At 59.9% G+C, this 18,635-nt stretch carries 17 protein-coding genes and 5 pseudogenes; 13 read left to right on the top strand and 9 right to left on the bottom strand.

Translation table 11 applies throughout. From position 1 onward, the window contains the following. Positions 1 to 20 precede the first annotated feature (20 nt). From CXQ91_RS22210 to CXQ91_RS25850, 5 genes and pseudogenes are all read right to left on the bottom strand, one after another. Entirely contained in the window at positions 21 to 683 is a 663-nt protein-coding gene (locus CXQ91_RS22210; protein ID WP_104176037.1) for a dimethylmenaquinone methyltransferase, read from the bottom strand. Further along, entirely contained in the window at positions 680 to 1,288 is a 609-nt protein-coding gene (locus CXQ91_RS25070) for a carboxymuconolactone decarboxylase family protein (RefSeq protein ID WP_374953699.1), read from the bottom strand. Before CXQ91_RS25070 ends, CXQ91_RS22210 begins: the two co-directional genes overlap by 4 nt. Next, positions 1,289 to 1,489: pseudogene (locus tag CXQ91_RS25855) on the bottom strand (carboxymuconolactone decarboxylase family protein); the annotation flags it as partial. Between the two features lie 76 nt (positions 1,490 to 1,565). Beyond that, positions 1,566 to 1,946, bottom strand: a complete 381-nt coding sequence (trxA, locus tag CXQ91_RS25525) for a thioredoxin (RefSeq protein ID WP_258074224.1) — start codon at positions 1,944 to 1,946, stop codon at positions 1,566 to 1,568. 129 nt (positions 1,947 to 2,075) lie between these two features. Next, a pseudogene (locus CXQ91_RS25850) lies at positions 2,076 to 2,822 on the bottom strand (SDR family NAD(P)-dependent oxidoreductase); the annotation flags it as partial. Positions 2,823 to 3,085: 263 nt separating this feature from the next. Between CXQ91_RS25850 and CXQ91_RS22195 the strand changes: the two are divergent. The 11 genes and pseudogenes from CXQ91_RS22195 (at position 3,086) to CXQ91_RS22150 (ending at position 10,375) form a co-directional block, all read left to right on the top strand. Continuing rightward, complete coding sequence (locus CXQ91_RS22195; RefSeq protein WP_104176035.1) at positions 3,086 to 3,538, top strand: DUF5709 domain-containing protein; 453 nt, start codon at positions 3,086 to 3,088, stop codon at positions 3,536 to 3,538. Positions 3,539 to 3,879: 341 nt separating this feature from the next. Next, a complete protein-coding gene (locus CXQ91_RS22190; protein WP_104176034.1) occupies positions 3,880 to 4,797 on the top strand; it encodes an NADP-dependent oxidoreductase in 918 nt (305 codons plus the stop codon). Between the two features lie 45 nt (positions 4,798 to 4,842). Further along, entirely contained in the window at positions 4,843 to 5,301 is a 459-nt protein-coding gene (locus tag CXQ91_RS22185) for a GNAT family N-acetyltransferase (protein WP_104176033.1), read from the top strand. A 39-nt stretch (positions 5,302 to 5,340) separates the two neighbouring features. Further along, a complete protein-coding gene (locus tag CXQ91_RS22180; protein ID WP_104176032.1) occupies positions 5,341 to 5,814 on the top strand; it encodes a GNAT family N-acetyltransferase in 474 nt (157 codons plus the stop codon). A gap of 233 nt (positions 5,815 to 6,047) precedes the next feature. Further along, complete coding sequence (locus tag CXQ91_RS22175) at positions 6,048 to 6,275, top strand: hypothetical protein (RefSeq protein ID WP_374953698.1); 228 nt, start codon at positions 6,048 to 6,050, stop codon at positions 6,273 to 6,275. Positions 6,276 to 7,202: 927 nt separating this feature from the next. Further along, positions 7,203 to 7,391 (top strand): plasmid pRiA4b ORF-3 family protein, encoded by a 189-nt coding sequence (locus CXQ91_RS25515; RefSeq protein ID WP_258074220.1) that lies wholly within the window; start codon positions 7,203 to 7,205, stop codon positions 7,389 to 7,391. Next, positions 7,307 to 7,519, top strand: coding sequence for a hypothetical protein (locus CXQ91_RS25845; protein WP_374953701.1), 213 nt, complete (start codon positions 7,307 to 7,309; stop codon positions 7,517 to 7,519). Before CXQ91_RS25515 ends, CXQ91_RS25845 begins: the two co-directional genes overlap by 85 nt. A gap of 296 nt (positions 7,520 to 7,815) precedes the next feature. Next, entirely contained in the window at positions 7,816 to 8,610 is a 795-nt protein-coding gene (locus CXQ91_RS22165; protein WP_374953697.1) for an ABC transporter substrate-binding protein, read from the top strand. A 56-nt stretch (positions 8,611 to 8,666) separates the two neighbouring features. Beyond that, entirely contained in the window at positions 8,667 to 9,281 is a 615-nt protein-coding gene (locus CXQ91_RS22160; protein ID WP_104176030.1) for an NADPH-dependent FMN reductase, read from the top strand. Between the two features lie 252 nt (positions 9,282 to 9,533). Then, positions 9,534 to 9,952, top strand: a pseudogene (locus CXQ91_RS25840) (type VI secretion system ATPase TssH); the annotation flags it as partial. Beyond that, positions 9,949 to 10,375, top strand: a pseudogene (locus tag CXQ91_RS22150) (thioredoxin family protein). The pseudogenes CXQ91_RS25840 and CXQ91_RS22150, both read left to right, overlap by 4 nt. Positions 10,376 to 10,722: 347 nt before the next feature. Here CXQ91_RS22150 and CXQ91_RS22145 read toward each other — a convergent pair. The 4 genes from CXQ91_RS22145 to CXQ91_RS25500 all read right to left on the bottom strand — a co-directional run bounded on the left by CXQ91_RS22145 (position 10,723) and on the right by CXQ91_RS25500 (position 13,770). Continuing rightward, entirely contained in the window at positions 10,723 to 11,478 is a 756-nt protein-coding gene (locus CXQ91_RS22145) for a hypothetical protein (protein ID WP_104176029.1), read from the bottom strand. A gap of 514 nt (positions 11,479 to 11,992) precedes the next feature. Next, a complete protein-coding gene (locus CXQ91_RS22140; protein ID WP_104176028.1) occupies positions 11,993 to 12,298 on the bottom strand; it encodes a hypothetical protein in 306 nt (101 codons plus the stop codon). A 638-nt stretch (positions 12,299 to 12,936) separates the two neighbouring features. Then, on the bottom strand, positions 12,937 to 13,452 hold the full coding sequence (locus tag CXQ91_RS22135) for an OsmC family protein (RefSeq protein WP_146072414.1): 516 nt from the start codon (positions 13,450 to 13,452) through the stop codon (positions 12,937 to 12,939). Between the two features lie 186 nt (positions 13,453 to 13,638). Next, positions 13,639 to 13,770, bottom strand: coding sequence for a hypothetical protein (locus tag CXQ91_RS25500; protein WP_258074217.1), 132 nt, complete (start codon positions 13,768 to 13,770; stop codon positions 13,639 to 13,641). A gap of 180 nt (positions 13,771 to 13,950) precedes the next feature. Between CXQ91_RS25500 and CXQ91_RS22130 the strand changes: the two genes are divergently transcribed. Both CXQ91_RS22130 and CXQ91_RS22125 read left to right on the top strand, forming a co-directional pair. Further along, a complete protein-coding gene (locus CXQ91_RS22130) occupies positions 13,951 to 15,939 on the top strand; it encodes a hypothetical protein (RefSeq protein ID WP_219816577.1) in 1,989 nt (662 codons plus the stop codon). Between the two features lie 696 nt (positions 15,940 to 16,635). Further along, positions 16,636 to 17,825: pseudogene (locus CXQ91_RS22125) on the top strand (integrase core domain-containing protein). Positions 17,826 to 18,635 lie beyond the last annotated feature (810 nt).

The raw sequence follows: 18,635 nt of genomic DNA, 5'->3' as shown, positions 1-18,635 counted from the left end.
CCGGAACACGGGGGCACAACTCAGGTCTCCAGACTTCCGCGAACACGTATCTCGTCGGGGTCTTCGGCGCGGATACTTGTCAGAAAAGCAATGTCCTCAAGCTCAATCCTTGCGGCGAGCTTAAATACTTCGTCAACAAGCCCGGATGGAATAATCACCGCCGCCGCGGCGTCGGCATACACGAAATCGCCAGGGAGAACAGTCACACCCCCAACAACTACGGGGACGTTCGCAGCGATGGGCATCAGATCAGCCGTTCCCGCCTTCACGGTCTCGCCGCTGCAGTAGAAAACAGGCTCATACCGTTCGAGCTCACCAAAATCCCGAAGCCGGCCGTCTGTGAGAAGCCCCGCAAGTTTCCGATTCTGTAGCCGCGAAAACTTCGTCCCACCACCCACGGAGATATCCGGCTGGCCGCCGCTGTCCAGCACCAACACTATTTCCTCAGGATCAGCGGGAACCGCCTCATAGAAGAGGCGTGCGAAACTGTTCACCTGTGCGTCAAAAACATCCTGCCGAAACGGAACAAACCGGATGGTGACAGCCCTCCCGCACAATACGCGCCCCGGTGTGGGCGATACCAGATCGAGAACATGCGCCCTATGTGTCGAGACGCGGCCGAGCGCATCCGTTAGCGATGCCGAGGATACGCCGCCCTTCCGCGAACCGTTAAGATCGGTCACCGTCCGACCCGGCCAACGTCGTTCGGCGCCACTGTGTCCAGCACCGGCACAGCCACCTGGGCAAGTTTCAACCTAGTCCAGACATTCATATTGATAACCACAGCAGCGAATTCAGCGATAAACTTCTCATCAAAAAATCGGGCCAATCGCTCGTGATGTTCAGCGAAAGCGGACACGTCAAATGCCGTGAGCGCCTCCGTGTATGCGAGAGCCGCACCCTCGCCTTCAGCGAACATGGTGCTCTCTCGCCAGCTCGCAAGGTGAGCGGCCTTGGCCGCGTTCAGACCCATATTCCGCGCGACGGCAGTATGCAAAATCAAGCCGTACGAGCACGGACTCAACGGAGCCACACGAAGCCGCAACCCCGCCCGCAGGCATGGTGCAACGTCACGGATGATCGTCAGAGCAGCTTCCCTTCCCGCGTCACGAGGGCGTACCTGGTGCTCACTCAGGATCGAGATTCCGTTGAACGCGTTGGTCGTTGCAGCAACCCACTCCGCCGCCATGAACGTCAGGTCACCGAGCAAGCTGCGGGCGGCTACGAGGTCGGCTTTGCTGTTCCCATTCAGGGGCGACTGTGTTGCGGCTTCTGCGATCGCCAGCACGGCTGCTTCCCACTCGCCGAAGGGAGACGCGTCCCGCAACCCCCGGTCCCAGATCGAGCTCCTGCGTGCCGCCAGCTGCCGCCCGTGCCATAAATGTAGATCGAGGCAGAACAGGCATCCGTTGGGCTGTGACACGCACAGCTTGATGAGTTCGCTTTCCGTACGAGCCAACCCCTGCGGGAGGGCTTCGCCCGAGACCTCGGTCGCATAGGCCGCCGCCTTCCACGCTTCCGGATAGCCTCGTCCAGATCGGGCAGCGCGTCCCTACCCGAGTACATCAATTCTCCGGCGCGGACTTATCGTTCTGAGCGGCTACGTCTTTGCGAACCTCGCGCATGTCGAGGCTCTTGACGGACTCTACGACCTGCGCGAGAGCCGTGGCGGGAAGAGCGCCCGCCTGGCTGAAAACGAGGACCCCCTCACGAAACGCCATCAGAGTCGGAATCGCCGTGATCCCCGCGGCCGCCGCAATGCGTTCCGCGGCCTCGGTGTCGAGCTTGCCGTGAACGATGTCAGGATTATCCTCTGCGGATCGTTCAAAGATCGGGGCGAACTGCTGGCAAGGGCCACACCACGTGGCCCAAAAATCAACGAGGACGATGTCGTTGTCCTTAATAGTGGTCTCGAAATTGTCGTCCGTGAGCTCGACGGTTGTCATAATGTTCCTCTCCTCGATACATCTCATACAAGCGGTCTTCACGTGTGTTGGATGTGAAATCGGGCGTAAGTTCAGCCCGTGCCTCACGCCGCTATTGCCCGGGACGGCCAAATCAAGAACATCGGCATACTCGGGATGGGCAATAACGAATTCTGCGGCGAACGGGCAGGTGATAGTGACGGTCGCTCCCTGCGCCCGAAGCCTGTCAAAGATGCCGCTGAGGAGCCTTGCAGGGATCCCCTTACCCCGGAACTCGGGGAACACAGAGGTCGCCAGCAGTGCGACTCGATTGGCCGCTTTGCTGTAAATGACGCCAGCGACGATTTCACCTCCCAATACGGCTTCATAGATGCCGAAAGCACTGTTTTCGATGATGATGAGATCTTCCGCACCGGACGCGGTGGAAAGATCCACGTCTGCACCCTCCTGCTCTGTACCGGTCAGGGTGGTGACGCTGCTCTCAGCCGTTCCTGCCATGCTGGCTCCTAGTCGTTCGGCTTGTGGGCGTGTCCGGGAGCACCCGACCACCCGGATGACGTGTTCTTCTACGTGGCGTGGTCGCCGAGGTCCCAGATGGCGCCTGTCCGATCGCCGTACCTGCTGACGAATCGGTCGCGAGGCCGGCACACCGGCGCGTTCAGGACCTTGGCTACGGATCCAGCCCTGCATAGCAGGGTCGGCACCCCTTGGCCGGTAGACCTGAACACACGACGCACTCGCTCTGATCGTGTTGGCCGTCTCGTCGAGCTGGTCGGGAGTACGGTCGAGAAGAATTACATAGTCTCCGGGCTGGGCAAGCCCGGTCGCGATCGCTGCGCCGATGCCCCGGCCAGCGCCGGTGATCAGCGCGGTCTTGCCAGCAAGACCAGCTGTCATGATTGAAGGTTCCTTTCACGCGATGTGTAGCACGGCCTACCCAGGACCACCTGGCGCTCCACGCGGTCCGATGAAGGAGAAGCACAACAGCTGTCACCTGCACCTACCTCATAAGCGTCGATCTTTCGCGCCGTCTTACCAAAGACCTTTATCGCGTTGTCCTCGCCAACCAGGTGTGCCACAACCCGTCCGACCAGCGTTGTAAGACGCCGCGGCTTGGCGCCGCTAACGCTTCAAGAACTTAATGAGGGAGGCGATCGAATATGAACAGCACCGATGATGGCAACAGCTTCGAGAATCCGGCCGATGACTATGGCTTGCTTCCACCCGACGAGAGCCTCGACACCGATGAACTCGGCGACGACATAGACGAAACCGGGTACTCCCCGTTGGATTGGCCGGCCGACCTCTCCTGGGGGTTCACACAACGCGAGGCCCGGTCCCACGAGCCCCTGTCCGCCCGGCTCGCCCGAGAGATCCCCGACGAGACAGAAGAAATTCTCGGAGATGGTATTGGCGACACCACTGACACGGACGGTGAGGTTATCGACGATCAGGTCGGTTCGGTCCGAGCTGGCCGTCTGGCCTGGGCTTCCCCGGAGAGCTACGACCCGGCGACGGACTACTGGGCGAACGACATCGGCATTGACGGGGGAGGTGCATCAGCGGAAGAAGCCGCAGTCCACGTCGTCATAGATCAAGACGACCTGAGCTGACAAAGATTTGCACCTGCCCCACGGACGTTGGCCTAGGGTCTTTGCTGGGCGTCCGAGCGCACACTTCAGTCGACTGGACCGCATCGAATTCAGAGTCATCCGCCCTTTTTGTGTGCTGCACCGTTGAATCTTCCACGACGGCGGAGCAGCAGCGGAAGACCTGTCAAACGCTCAGAACACGGCGAACTGCGTCGAGGTGTGGCTCCTGAGCGGCTCTCGTGCCAGAAGTTTTAACGACCTGCGTGGTAAGACATTGAGATTTGGTGCCGCTAACGTAACAAACCAAAAAATGCGGTGTAAAAAAGCCGTGTAGGCAAGGACTGGATACAGGGAGGTACTTGATGAAAGCAATTGTGGTGACGGATCAGGCCGCGGGAACGGCCGGGATGACGCTGGTGGAGCGCCCCCAGCCGTCGGCAGCGATAAACGACGTCATCGTCGAGATTCATGCGTCGGGGTTCGTCCCGTCTGAGGTCGAGTGGTCCTCGACCTGGACTGATCGCGCCGACCGTGATCGAACACCGTCGATCCTCGGGCACGAGCTGGCCGGCGTGGTGACCGCGCTCGGCTATGGCACGACGGGGCTGTCTGTGGGCCAGCGAGTATTCGGCCTCTCGGACTGGCATCGCGACGGCACTCTGGCGGAGTATGTGGCGATCGAGGCGCGCAACCTCGCGCCGCTGCCGGGCGACGTAGACTTCACGGTTGGCGCAAGTCTGCCAATCTCGGGCCTGACGGCGTGGCAGGGATTGTTCGTACACGGCCGTCTTCAGTCGGGTCAGAGCCTCCTCGTGCACGGCGCGGCCGGCGCAGTCGGGTCGATGGTGACACAGCTGGCCCGTGAGGCCGGCGCCTACATCATCGGCACCGGACGCGCCGCCGACCGACAGAAGGCACTTGACTTCGGCGCACACGAGTTCGTCGATCTCGCCAACGACACCCTGGAAGACGTCGGGGGAGTCGATCTGGTATTCGACGTGATCGGTGGTGAAATCCAGAAGCAGTCCGCGGGCCTAATCCGGGCCGGAGGAACGCTGGTGAGCATCACTGGGCCGGTCGAAGCGCGCCCTACGGATGGCCTGGCAATCGACTTCGTTGTCGAGTCTGATCGTGCACAACTCGGTGAGATCGTACAGCGAGTGCGGGACGGACGACTGCGCACGAACATCGGCAACATCGCCGCCCTCAACGATGCCGTCGCCGCCCTCAACCCGACCGAGCGACGGGGCGGAAAGACGATCATCCGCGTGCGTCCGTAAGGATACGGCATACCCCGGACAGTCAATCAGCGAAAGGACACCTCCATGGCCGAACCAGCCGAGCCAACCCGCTACGCCTTTGAGTACCCCGACCAAGCCGGATACCCCGACGGAACAGGCACCCTCAGCCAGGACCAGGCCGTCCTCATCGACGAGGTCGTCGATGATCCGCATGCCCCTGCATTCGACTTCTACGTCGTCAACGACGAGAAAACCGGCATCTACGAGGCCATCGTCGGCGACAACGAGATAGCCGGTCTTCCCTACAACATCGCCGGCGACGACCGATTAGTGCTGCTGGCCACGTCAGTGTTCCCCGAGTTCCGCAAACAGGGCATCGCCACCGAGCTGATCCGACGCGTCCTCGACGACGTGCGCGCACAAGGAAAGACGGTCACGATCATGTGCCCGATCGTGCGCACGTTCATCGAGCACCACCCCGAGTACGCCGACCTCATCGACCCCAAGCACCCAGGAGTTACCAAAGGGTCACACCGATCCTAGCCCGCAACGCTCCGGGCTTCCCCGACAGAAAGTGTGACAGTGACGACCAACATCGAGACCGAGGAGACCAAGCGCCAAGAGAGCAACGCGGCGCTTGTCGCTACTCTGAAAAAGAAGGCTCTCAGTGAGGTGGAGTCCAGCTGGGAGCTCGATGTAATCAACGATACGGAGCGGGGCCGATGGATCGCTGCCCTCGGCGCTGAGGCCATCGGAGAGCTCACGTATCGGTTCGTGGGCGGCCGGGTCGTGTTGCTTTCAACCTGGGTCAACCATGCCTACCGGAACCATCGGGTAGCGACGGAACTCGTAGCTCGCGTGCTAGATGAGATCCGCGAGAGCGGGAAGAAGATCACCATCATCTGCCCGGTCGTGGGTGAGTTCATTGACCGCAACCCCGAATACCTCGACCTCATTGACAAGGTCCATCCCGGCCCCGGTGCCTACCCTCACAAACCCGCGGTCGGCCAGGACGACGACGAGCAATTCACGACGTTTGAGCGTGACATGACGTAGCCGTTCGACACCCAGACCTTGGGTCGAGTTGTCCAACGAGTCCGGGATTGTCGGCTGCGGACGAACACCGGCACCATAGCACCCCCGGTGAGGTCGTTACCGCCTTCAACCCGATCGAAAGAGTCAAAGACAAGACCATCAAACCCAACGACGATCCGCGTTACTTCGAAGCGCGATGAACGAGAACTGTTACAGGGAGAAGTATCCAGATGTTCCAATTGAGAGGTCGAATTGTGGCAATCCCACTTGATTTTTTAAGGCGACATTTTCATCCGTCGTGGTGGGCTTACGTCCTTTTGGGCCCCGCCTCGCGGGGTGATTATTTCGCGCCGATCGTGCATTCGCACGACGATTTCGAGCAGGCTTCTGAAAGGGACCTTGCTGGATTCGAAGTGGAGACCGACGCGCACGCGTATCGCTATGCGGTACGGCGGTACGACCTTCCGAAAGAACAGGTCTGAGACCCGCCCCGGCAGGGAGCAGCTGGTGTGACGCTCTTATGTCCTCTGTTAGCTCGTCGAGGCTCAACGGCGGGTTCTTGGCTGCCGGAAATGGGGGAATGCAGCAATACCGCACCAACCCGTAGGCCCCGGCTTCGGCCATCATCCAGCCAGCCCCTGATGATTCATTAGTGCCCGTGGCGGCCTTCAGTCAGCCCCCGGTTTCTTGGTTGGATTACTCAAAGGAGAGACAATGTCCACCGCCACCTCAACGATCACTGTCAGGGTCGAGGACCCGGCTTCACGACGAACAACTAGAGGGTGCCAGTTCACTGCTGCTCCGTGAGAACGCAGTTGGTTACGGCATTCTCGTGACTAGGGTCGACTACACAACATTTACCGTCGCCCTCAGTCCCGAAGTTGTTTACGGCCAGACCCGGGAAGTCGATTTGCTGTGAAGAATCCCTGATGCCGGGTGCGGTTATAGGCCACGTCATAGCAACGCAGGACGATGACCCCGAAGCAGGACAGCGACGCGATGACGCTGAAAAGCATCCCCTGCTGACCTGGACAGGCCTCGACTCCGGGGACGTTGTGTCACTGCGAGCGTGGGGGAAACGGGAGTATGTCGGAGCGGTGGAGCAAAGGACTAAGGATGGACTCATTATTTGGATCAGGGATGACCTGAATGAAAGAAAGCTGTTCCATTTTCGTGACTGCCAATCCGTTGTTTTAGTCGCACCTATTTCGCACTGATAGCCGTCGTTTCGTCGCGTTAGGACTGAGTTCTGTGCACCTGACTCAGAGCCAGGGAGCTCCGGATCTCAAAACTGGAGTCTAATGCCAGGCTCGCTGTCGACGAGCTCCACGCGAACCGCCAGGATGCACTCCGATCCATCGATGTTCCTGCCTGCAAAATTCTCAACGCTGACCATACTCTCAAGCAGTTTGTCCTACTCGACGCATGCCGGCACGTCGCTCCTGCCCGGGAGACAGGCCGGGGGATCCCTGGAGCAGCTTCTCGGCCTAGGTTCGGGCGCGATCTTCTATGAATACGACTTTGGCGACAGCCGGCTTCACCGGCTCGAACTCTTTCCCGTCGGCCAGCAAACGAAGGCACTCCGCCGGACCGGCTGATCGACGGCGCCCGGCGCGGCCCACTGGAAGACTCCAGCGAATTTCCTGGATACGAGGAAATTATGGACGCGCTGGCCGATCCGTCCCATCCTGCCACCGTCGGCAAGGCGACAGCCCTCATTGGCTAAGCTCCGAACAGACCGAGCTGGACGTCCCAGCCGCACAGGCCATCAGCGTGCAGCCCTGACGCCCACGCGCCGTTCACCCGTTCCGGCCGTGGTGCGCGGGGCGCTCCACCCGACTGGCAGCATCCGTGGATCAGCGACGCAATATAACCTAAGGAAAACCCATGCGGAACATATTTACACGACCAGCCGTTCTCATTACCGGACTTCTGCTCGTCCTGGGTCTGACTGGATGCAGCTCAAACCCGCTGGAAAACGGCCAAGCAGCAGGGTCAGCCGGTGCCAAAGGACCATTGGTAGTGGGGTCGGCAAACTTCCCCGAGAGTGAAACGCTCGCTGAAATCTACGCGGGGGCACTGAACGCAGGAGGCATCGCCGCAACGACCAAACCGCGGATTGGCTCCCGGGAGGTCTATGTCAGAGCAGTACAGGACGGCTCTATCGACCTGGTCCCCGACTACAGCGGCAACCTCCTGCGTTACGTGGACAAGAACGCAACAGCCGTCAGCGCCGTAGACGTGATGGAGGAACTCCCGGGGAAGCTGCCGGCAGGGCTTGCTGTCCTGGAACCTGCCGCCGCCGAAGACAAGGACTCGATCGTCGTAACAGAACAAACTGCGGCCATGTATGGTCTGAAAAACCTCGATGACCTTGGAAAAATCTGTGACCAGATCGCGCTGGGAATGCCGGCCGAGGCCCAGGAACGGCCTCAGGGTCTACCCGGCCTCACAGCCAAGTACGGGTGCGTCCCCAAGGAGTTTGTACCATTCAGCGACGGTGGCGGCCCAGTGACCCTTCGGGCGCTGCTGGACGACCGAATCCAGGCCGCGGACATCTTCAGCACTTCGCCGCTGATCGCAAGAAATAACCTCGTGCCGCTTGAGGACCCCAAGGACAATTTCGCCGCCCAGCAGGTGCTGCCACTGATCCGCACAGACAGAGTCGGCAACGAGGCCAGGAAAATCCTCAACAGAGTTTCGCGGGTACTAACCACTGAGGACCTCATGCAGCTCAACGAACAGGTCTCCGGAAATGCCAAGCAAAACCCCAAGGACGCCGCATCCGCGTGGCTCCATAACGAAGACCTTGCCTAATCAGATGCGGCACGTATGCACGGCCAACCAATAGCATCCTGGGAAGGATCAAGCTCATGGCAGCAACCTACAGAATTGGCTACTTCGTCGGCAGCCTGGCTAGCCGCTCCATTAACCGTACGCTGTCCAAGGCCCTCATCAGGCTGGCGCCGGGCAACCTTGATTTCACCGAGATCCCCATCAAAGATCTCGCCCTGTACAGCTACGACTACGACGCCGACTTCCCCGCTGAAGGACGGGCACTGAAGGAGGCCATCGAGGCCTGCGACGGCATCCTCTTCATCTCGCCCGAATACAACCGCTCCATCCCCGGAGCTTTGAAGAACGCCATCGACTGGGGTTCCCGCCCTTGGGGATCCAACTCGTTCGCCCGCAAACCAAGCGGCATCATCGGCGCCTCGCCCGGAAGCATCGGCACCGCCGTCATGCAGTCCACAATGCGCTCGGTGCTGAGCTTCCTTGATGCCCCGCAGCTGAACGCTTCGGAAGCGTACATCCAATTCAAACCGGGAATCTTCGGCGATGACGGGGCAGTAACAGACGAGTCCACGGCAGCTTTCCTGCGACATTACATGGACGAATACGGTGCCTTCGTGGAGCGGGTCCTGGCGGCAAACGCCCCCGGACATATTGGCGATACGCACCCGGACGACCAGAAGCTCTCCCGATAGGCATCCCAACAACCGTAGGAGGTAGGACGACCGTCCTAGGTTTGTGCGGGAAGTCCCCCCGCCCCGCATTAACCTAGGCGCCCGCTGCTGGCGGGGGAGGGGCGCCACCCCAGCTTGGCGTGGCGCAGGTACTGGTAGACGGTCTCCCGGCTGATCGTCATTTCCGACTTGGACGAGGCGTGCATGTTTGCCAGGAAGACGATGGAGCTCCGACACTTCCCTGTTCATGGGTGGCATCGAGGTGGCTTCCGTGGTTCGGCCGAAGGCGGGGCGATCACCGAGGAGAGGCATGGTCATGGGTGAGCTCCGGGCGCATTTCCGCCCCGAGTTCCTCAACCGCGTCGACGATACGGTCCTGTTCGCGCCCCTGGGACTGCCGCAAATCGAACGCATCGTTGATCTGCAGTTCCAGCAGCTGCGGCAGCGGCTGGCCGAGCAGCAACAGAGCTGCACCTAACCGAGGAGGCGCGCCTCCTGATAGCCGAACGCGGCTTCGATCCGGAGCCCGGCCCCTGCGCCGCTATATTTCCCACGTGGTGGAAACGCAGGTGGGCCGTGCCGTGCTGCGGGGCAGCATCGCGGAGGGCGGAGTGGTCAGGGTGACCGCATTCGAAGGGGAACTCGTGGTTGACTACAGCACGATGAAGCTGGAAGGGGCCGGAACCGCATGAACAAGGGCATCATCAAATGTCCCCATTGCGGCAAGTTCAACCGAGTTCCGGCTGTCGCGGAGGGCCGGCCACGCTGCGGGAGTTGCCACCGGGAGCTTCCCGGTGGTTGAAGCGGGCGACTACGACTTCGGCGAGATCGCCGAACGGTCCGGCGTTCCGGTACTGGTGGACTTTTGGGCGGTGTGGTTCGGACCCTGCCGGATGGTGAGCCCCGTGCTGGACCAGTTGGCACACGAACGCGCGGGGCAGATCAAACTTGTGAAGGTCGATGTGGACCACTCGCCGCAGCTCTCTGCCAGATTCGCCATTCAGGCAGTGCCAATGTTGCTGGTCATCCTCGACGGCAAGATCGTCGCGAGGCTGGCCGGCGTAGCTCCCGCCCCGGTACTAAGGTCCTGGTTGGAGGGGGCTCTCACGAAGTAGCTGAACCGCAAGCTCCTCAGTCGGTGCCTCGGCGGCCAACTACTACAGCAGAGACGATATCGGCGGCCATTCTTGGCTGCACGGCGATCGCCAGTGGCGCTAATTGGACTGGCGCGAAGAGGATAGCGAGGCAGTCAGAGGGGAGTCGACGAGGTTCGGAACGCCTCCGAAAGGAGACGGTGACAGCGTCTTCCCTACCGGGCTTCCACGCATACAGGACAGTGACAATCCCGCGTTCCAGCAAGGCGCAGGAGTTGTGGGAAGTGTTCATGGATGAGTACCGGAACTCTTTTACGGCTCGCTGGCGGACATTTGTCACGCCCGCTGGTGAGGAAGGTACGGACGGGTTACCGGTGTTCTTGGTCAGCTTCCGCTGGCTTATGGGCGGCCACCTCTGCCCGTACGGGTTCGGGTTCTTCCTGCTCTGGGCCTTCGTCCGGCCTGAGTGCATCGATGATTCCGCGTTCTGCTTTCTCTCGCTCTGCTGTTGCGACGGCTTCTGCCTGTCTGGCTGTGAGCCAGCTGAAAACCGCAAGTAGTCCTTCGGGGGAGTGAACGCCGAAAGTATCGTAGGCTCTGCTTACATATTTCCGGACATCATCCTCGCTTCTCCCTTGGTCCTCGGCAATGACTGCCGGGTCGTATCCGTTGGCGAATTCCAGGACTATGAAGGTTTCGGTTTCGGAAAACCCGTAGTTGGAAATCAGTCGGGCGTATGCAAATCTCTGCCGTTCCTCGTCAAGGGGGCCGGGCTGGGCATCAGTGCTGTCAGGGGGCAGGGGCGACATGATGGCGAGGTTCCTCAGTTCCTCCGGCAACGCTGGATCGGAGGGGGAAATTGCACCGGGTTCTTTTGGTGTCTCCTGTTCAGCCGCACCGGATGCCCGCATCCATGCTTGCACTGCGTTTACTGCGGCATTCCTTGCAGGGTTCCGCCAATCACTGCGGGATGTCTCAAGTTGCGAGGCCAGGGCTGCGAGTTCCAAGGAAACCTGCTGTGCCTTTTCCTCGGCCACCCTGATGTGTGCCGGATCGAGGTCCCGCCCAAAGGCCTGAGCAATCTCCTCATGAACGGCACGCACATCAGCATCAATGACAGACACCAGATTTTCACGGGTGGAATTCAGCCACTCGGACGCAGTGCGTTCGCCCTCCCATGATTCCCCACTAGGCGTATTCGGTCCTGTGACAGGGGACACTGAGGGCATATTCGTTGCCGGCTCCTCAACCCTGGTCTGGTCTGCTGATGGTTGTTCTGAACCCGTCCTCACATCAAATGAAGCGTGCCTTAAGAACGCTGCGATTTGTTCTCTCGTAGCCGGCTCCCAGATGTCTAGGATTTCCCCGCTTTCGCTTTCCGGTGCGTTCGCGCCGTACTTAATCCGGGGCTTGAAGTCGGACGGTATAACAATGTATCTGATGTGTCCGTTCTCGGGTTCCCGAGCAGGAGAATCAGCCTGACTGTCAGGTGCCTCGGCGGGAGAATCGGACGCGCTGCTGTGGGGTGTTTGTGTCGGCTCTACATTGGGTCTGGTGGACACAGGAGGCCTGTAGGGTGGCCGCAACAAGAGGGAATTGATTGCGTCTGCCCAGAAGTCATCTCTCATGATTGCCGGCTTAGACATCTTGCTGTGCCGCCTCGGAACTGTGACTCGGGTAGTCCTTGCCCAGCATGAGGATAAATCCGAGAGCGCCAAGCCCGGTAAGGAAGGGGCTCACGGGGGGAGGTGCCGTTGCCCAGGCCACGATCATGCCAAGTACGCTGAGAACCACGATGGGAATGCTCTGAGCGGCGAGGAACCGCCCCATCTTAGGATCCTCCATGTGATTGAGGCCGATGTAGGAGATGAGCAGCCGCCCGAGTGCCAGACAGAATCCGCCTGCCCCACCGGCCAGAAGAACCTCTACTGTTTCCGCATCCATGATGCCTCCACACACCTTTGTTGGCTATGCCAAAACCTTACAGGTCCAGCCGCTGGAGGTGTGGGAGTTAAAGGGGCCTTCCCATGGAATCCCGAAGCTGCATCGCGGGACGAAACCCGGAACGACACCACTCACTGCAACCCCTAAACCATGGAAACATGCATTAGATGCAGGAAACCTACAGCGACAAGGGATCCGCGGGCAAACTCAGGCTTGAAGTCATATTCATCGCATCGCATGTCTGACCTGCGGAAACCGCCAGTTCCTTCATGCACGGAAGTTCTCGCAGCTACTTCTACTCCCGTGGTTTGAACGCCGATATCGGAGGTTCCGTTAACCCAGTGCGGCAGGCTGAACCGGGAAAAGCGCACCTCTGTCCTGCGGGCGGGCGGCAAGGAACCCGGCAGACCGGGCACGCCGCCCGCAGGAGCCTTCCACAAGACCGACCGACGCCTGGTTCGCTAGATCGCACGGGAGAAGCGCCGCATTTACGAGCAATGCGAAAGGCTATTCTCAGTCATGGCCTTAAAGATCGGCTCCGGATAGCCGTAAGGTAGGCAGCGGTCGCTGCGAGGACGCTGCAAACGTCTTACGGTTGAATGCGTCTGGATGCTGCTTCCTAATCAGTCGTTCTCGGCTCAGCCGATCACAACGGTCAGCTCCACTGGGACAGCGCGGCGGACCGCATCGTCAACGGGGGAGTGCTCGTCTGCCCATGAAACGATGTCGCGGAGAGCGGCCTCTTCGGTGTCATTGGCTGCTATGCGGACCACTGTGCGCAGAGCGAGGGGTCCTGGAGGAGTGTCCTTACCGATTCCCAGCAGACCGCGGTCATCAGATTCACTGTCAACATCAACTTCGAGCAGGTTTAGGCTCACTCCCTTTTCGGCGGCACGCATGGCGATGAGCGAGAGCAAGCAGGCGGCGCTTGCCGAGCGCAGCATCCATCCAGGAGTAGGCGCCGAACCCTTCCCGCCAACTCCTGGCCCCATGTCCGTCACCAAGGACCAGCCGTGCGGGCCGTCAACCCGGACCCGGAGCCCATCCTCCAGCACGGCAGTGGCCGTTGAATCGCGGGTGCGGGCCTTCTCCGGGCTTTCGGTCAAGTACTGCCGAGACCTGCTGATGGCTTGGGCTACTTCCGATTGCGACATCTTGGGCACTCCCTTTCCGGCCGGACCGAATCGGGCAAGAATACACCTCTACGAGTCAGCAGTGGGTATCCCATGGCATCGAAGCGAGGATCTCATGCGGCCATACTTCGGTAACAACGTCGTTCAGGTCCCGTTCGGGCTGCTCAAACAATAGGGTGCTTGGTCCGGGGTTCAGCACGGTGAGATTCACCGGGGCGCCGAGAAGGCCCAGGGTTGGACCTTGTTGGCCAGATAGCCAGCGAGTTTCAGGTCGCTGTACGCGGACGCGTTCCAGAGGCTGTACGCATGCTGGAGGTCGTCAGGAGGATGGCGATCCACGTGCATGATTCCTCATCTAATGGCGGTAACCGCAAACGCCGGTAACGGATGTCCCGTCAACTCCCAACTGCTTTGTCCCCCGCGATCGTCAGAAAGATTGCACTGAGACGAAGCCGCCGTCCCACTCGGTGTTCCTTCACGATGACGGCGTGGGGGAGCGGGCCGGATATCCTCTTCCCGATGGACCTTGCCGGTCCTGGCAGTACTGGCCAGATAGGGATTGATCGAAGCATGATGGATGGCGCGGCGGATCTAAAACGTGTGAAGTTCTATGGTGCAGCGGATTTGGCATCACATTGGCATCTTGAACGGATTGCCTACCTGATTGCCCACTTCGATACCACCGACGTTCCACCGACCGTTGTTGATGCCATTGAGCTTCACAACGTTCACTCATATATCGAGGCCGGTGTCCTGCCCCTCACGTATAGCCCAAGGGAACGCGCGACTGCCGAGGCGTTGGCCCCGCAACTCCGAGCTGCCGTCTCCAAGTTCTTTTTCGGCTTCAATGACACGAATGTCGCGGCTCGGCTGAGTGGGATCCCGTACTACTACCGTTTCAATCTCCTCGAGCTTCTCGGAAGGAACAGGGCTTTCGAGCGTTGCACACCCGAAGTCATGCTTCCGGCTCTAACTGAGGCAGGGGTCAACCTGGCAGAGATGCTTGACTGCAAGAAACTCGTTTCTACCTATGACAGTCATATCCGTGACGCGCTGCTTGCTGATGCGCGCAACGCCGAGCACCTAATTCGGAAGTACCTACAGAAGGACGTGTCGTCTGAATTGTACGTCCCGAAGAATTTCACCTCCTTCGACGCGAAGGAGTTGCTCTCCAACTACCTAGATAGTGAAGATGCGAACCTCAACTTTGTTCGACTGATTGAGACCGCCCCCATCGACGTCCAAACAGGAATCGATGCGAGACTCAAGCTCAAAGCCAAGCGGCGAAGTCAACGAATGGTCGAAGAACTCTTCAGGGAAGAGTCTGCGATGAAGATCAAAACTGGAGCCGAAGTGAGGCTTTCGGATTCCCAACGAGAGCCAGCAAAAACGGAGCTCGACGACATGGTGACGACCCACACTTACAGCCGGAGCTGGCTTGACGGGACGCTAGACAAAGCGAGCATTCTCAACAACTTCCAGCACCTGTTCGAATTCGCTGATGATCACGCCCTCCTTACGCTGCCGTCGTACCCTTCCGAACTGGGCGTCTTTGAGAGATTCATGACGACTACAGGACGCAGGGACTATCAGATCGGCGCCGCTTTCCGCGCCAAAGAAATCAGCTCACTGCTACAAACGCGCCTGTATCAGGACTATCTGTCCTCAAAGGACATCGACCTGGAAACTGTGATCTCTTGGTTCTTCGACTCATACCTGGTCGAAGAATTTGGAGCACTCAATTTTTCCTTCGCCCCGTCAGCCCCGGCGTCTTCCTTTTTGGAAAAGGCACGCCACCTGTTCGCCGAGATGGAGGGCATCGTCAACCAGTTCAGGCTTTACGTCCAAGAGGGCGAGCTTGACAGGGAACTTCTCGCGCTTACGTCGGACCCGGTGGCCTACCGCCAAATTCCCAGCCTGCTTAACGGAAAATATGTATATGCGACCGACCACGAAGAGATCCATGGGGTGCTCCATACGCTCTTTTCCGACCAGTCTGGATTGACTTACATCAACGACACTCTCCATGACTCGAGCGCTGCGCGACTCCTAGTCCGCAATGAGATTTCGTATACCGATTTCGCTGTGCACCAGCAATCCATAGTCGACAAGCTAATCCACCTGAGGGTGTTGGAAGATACAGGCGCCCGCGTGCAGATCGCGAAGACAGAACAGTTCGGGCTCCTTTACAGGCTCTTTGCCAGAAATGCAGCGACGTATCACCGTCTCTCGCGCGAAGGACGCACGCACGTCGATGCTTTTGAAGCCCGCGGATGGGTTACCCGCAGCTCCTCACTACTGACAGAAGCGGAAGCCAGTTATTTCAACTATTTTCTAAACAAGACCGAGTTCAGCAATGGACCAGAGCTTAGGAACAAGTACCTGCACGGGTCGCAAGCAGCCTCAGCAAGCGAATCCGAACACTTCCAGACCTATCTCACGTCTCTGAAAATGCTTATCGCGCTCGTGATCAAAATCAACGACGAGTTCTGCCTATCGATGACCTAGAGCGGCATCACTCCATAGCAAGCATGCCAACTTCTCAATGAGCCGGCCCTCAGCCCCAGCGACGGAAGAGTTTCGGGCAAGCTGTGAGTAGGGTGCGTTTGCAACTATCAGGCAAATAGCTTTACATAACGTCCACTGTCAGTTGTCTGCCGCCAGGCAGTCGGGCACGTCTGGGCCGGGGAAGAGGCGCTCGTTGCGGTCGGCTCGGCTGCGCTTCGGTGGTCCGTGCTCATTCCTGGAGGCCAGCCTGTCGGTTGGTCATGCAGGTCGCTGTTCGTTTCTCCATGAGATGTTCGGGGAGGAGGAGCCCGACATCATGAAGCTCGTTGATTCCAGCAGGAGGCCCGCCGGGGTAGTGCGGTGCTTATTCGGGGCCTGCTCGTTTCCGGACCCGTGCTATCGTGTTCGAGCGGAATCGCGCCCTGCCCGGACGGCCGTCTTAGCAGCCCGTTTTCTGGCCGCCGAAATAGACAAAAAGAGGGTGTGCACAATGTGCACACTTTGGGCTTCGGACTGGGGCGTGTTATGTCTCCGGACATGGGTGACAGTTCTGTATCAGCACATCGGTGACACTTCAGGGATTCTTGGTGGTGACACTTCTGCCATTCTGATGGGTGGATGAGTGGAGTTGAGCCTGTTGATCCTCGTGTCCGTTTAGCGATCTCGCAGTGGCCGGATGATCCGCCGCGTGGTGCCGTGACGTCGTTCTGTGCCGAGCATGGCATCTCCCGTAAGACGTTTTACGTGTTGCTGGGCCGGGCCCGGGCCGAGGGCCCCGCCGCGGCGTTGGAACCGCGCTCCCGCCGGCCGCGCAAGAGCCCGTCCAGGATCAGTGAGGAGGCCAAGGACCAGGCCCTCCAGGTGCGGGCGGCGTTGGAGCGCTCGGGCCTGGACCACGGACCGATCAGCGTATTCGAGAAGATGAATTCCATGGGCCTGGAACCGGTGCCCTCGGTCGCGTCGCTGGCCAGAATCTTCCGTCAAAGCGGTGTCTCGAGGCTGGAGCCACGAAAGAAGCCCCGGGCCGCGTACCGCCGCTTCGTTCACCCCGCCCCGAACTGTCTGTGGCAGCTGGACGCGACCGAGTACGTCCTCACCGGTGGCCGTAAATGCGTGATCTTCCAGCTCATCGATGACCACTCCCGTTTCGCGGTCGCCTCCCACGTCGCCGCCGGGGAAACATCCGAGGCCGCGATCACGGTAGTGAAAAAGGGCATCACCGCGCACGGGGTGCCCCAGAAACTGCTCACGGACAACGGGGCCGCGTTGAACCCTTCACGGCGAGGCCTCCGAGGCCAGCTCCTCACGTACGTCACCTCCCTGGGGATCGAGGCGATCACCGGGAAACCGTACAAACCAACCACGCAGGGCAAGAACGAACGCTTCCACCGGACCCTGTTCCGTTTCCTGGACAAACAACCCCTCGCCGGGAGCCTTGAACAGCTTCAGGAGCAGGTCGACGCGTTCGATGAGCTCTATAACACCGAACGCCCGCATCAGGGCCTGCCCGGGCGGATCACCCCGCGACAAGCATGGAGGCCACACCGGCCGCCGAGCCACCCCACCCGAAACCTGTCCCGGCCCTCACGCAGGACGGGACCCGCGGCAGCGGCCAGGCTACCCGCATCGCCTACCCCAACGGCAGAGTCACGATCAACAGCGTGGTCTACATGATCGGCAGACCCTACGCCCGGCAGGCCATCCACGCGCTCTGGGACACTGAGACGATCCAGTTCTTCGATGACCAGGGCACCCACATCACGTCCTACCCCCGTCCATCGGCCGGGACCAAATCAGTCGGAAACGGCAAGCCCCCAGGACGCACCATGAAACAACCCACAACCGTCACCGAAGTCCTGATACACGAAATGTCACCGATCTCCTGATACAGAACCGTCACCCATGTCCAGAGACATCACACTTCGGACTGGGGCGTACTGGGGGCGGATCGGGTCGGACTGGCGATGTTTCCGGGACTTCCCAGTGTTCACAAGGGCTGGAACCCGGTTCGAGTCCCACCTCGGGCACGCATGACCCCTCGTCAGAGGGGTTTTTGCTTTAATGTGTGGACATTGTCCGTCGTTGGGTTCCTCTGACACTGGCTGCGGCCTGGGCCTGGCGCCGCGGTCGCCTGTGAAGTTATGTGGGCAGAGGCCTGACTGGCGGGCCCTCTGCTTGCTGGAATCTAAGGTGTGTGCCGTCCTATCTGACTGTTCCGCTGGCCAGTTGTTGGCCGTCACCCATTCATGGCCCGGAATTGTGGTGACGACATGAGCAAGACGAATTCTCTTCGATGATCTTCCTCGGATAGCCGCTTTCTGCGAGCGGGCAGAGTCCGCTCATCGGGTGTTTGTCCGGCCAAAGGGGGTGTGCACATTGTGCCCACCTTTGTGCACGGGCGGCTTTTCGACCTGCATGTTGGTCCCTTCCTCCTGGTGCTGCCTTCACCACTTCATGAAGTTCTCTGTTTCAGGCGACATGACTTCGCCGCCAGACCGTCGGTTTCGCAGGACGTTCCATTCAGTGACAACGTCTCCGGGGGTGTCTGGGGCCGGCGCGCGATCCGTCGACAGAGCGGAGGTGTGTGGGATCCGGACTCTTCTTCCCGGGCGGCCTAGGTGTATTGACCTGAGAGGTTAGTGACGCGGCTGGCCGGTGGCTGACCTTTGAGTGAGGTGTGGCCTCGGTGATGATTG

This window comes from Arthrobacter sp. Y81 (assembly GCF_002929335.1).
Taxonomy (GTDB): domain Bacteria; phylum Actinomycetota; class Actinomycetes; order Actinomycetales; family Micrococcaceae; genus Arthrobacter.
This window is presented reverse-complemented; position numbering and strand designations above follow the sequence as displayed.

What these genes read in the sequence shown, in the direction of transcription:
- CXQ91_RS22190 (WP_104176034.1), top strand. Translation starts at nt 3,880, where the DNA reads ATGAAAGCAATTGTGGTGACGGATCAGGCCGCGGGAACGGCCGGGATG.
- CXQ91_RS22135 (WP_146072414.1), bottom strand. Translation starts at nt 13,452, where the DNA reads ATGTCGCAATCGGAAGTAGCCCAAGCCATCAGCAGGTCTCGGCAGTAC.
- CXQ91_RS22160 (WP_104176030.1), top strand. Translation starts at nt 8,667, where the DNA reads ATGGCAGCAACCTACAGAATTGGCTACTTCGTCGGCAGCCTGGCTAGC.
- CXQ91_RS22185 (WP_104176033.1), top strand. Translation starts at nt 4,843, where the DNA reads ATGGCCGAACCAGCCGAGCCAACCCGCTACGCCTTTGAGTACCCCGAC.
- CXQ91_RS22195 (WP_104176035.1), top strand. Translation starts at nt 3,086, where the DNA reads ATGAACAGCACCGATGATGGCAACAGCTTCGAGAATCCGGCCGATGAC.
- CXQ91_RS22140 (WP_104176028.1), bottom strand. Translation starts at nt 12,298, where the DNA reads ATGGATGCGGAAACAGTAGAGGTTCTTCTGGCCGGTGGGGCAGGCGGA.
- CXQ91_RS22130 (WP_219816577.1), top strand. Translation starts at nt 13,951, where the DNA reads ATGGACCTTGCCGGTCCTGGCAGTACTGGCCAGATAGGGATTGATCGA.
- trxA (WP_258074224.1), bottom strand. Translation starts at nt 1,946, where the DNA reads ATGACAACCGTCGAGCTCACGGACGACAATTTCGAGACCACTATTAAG.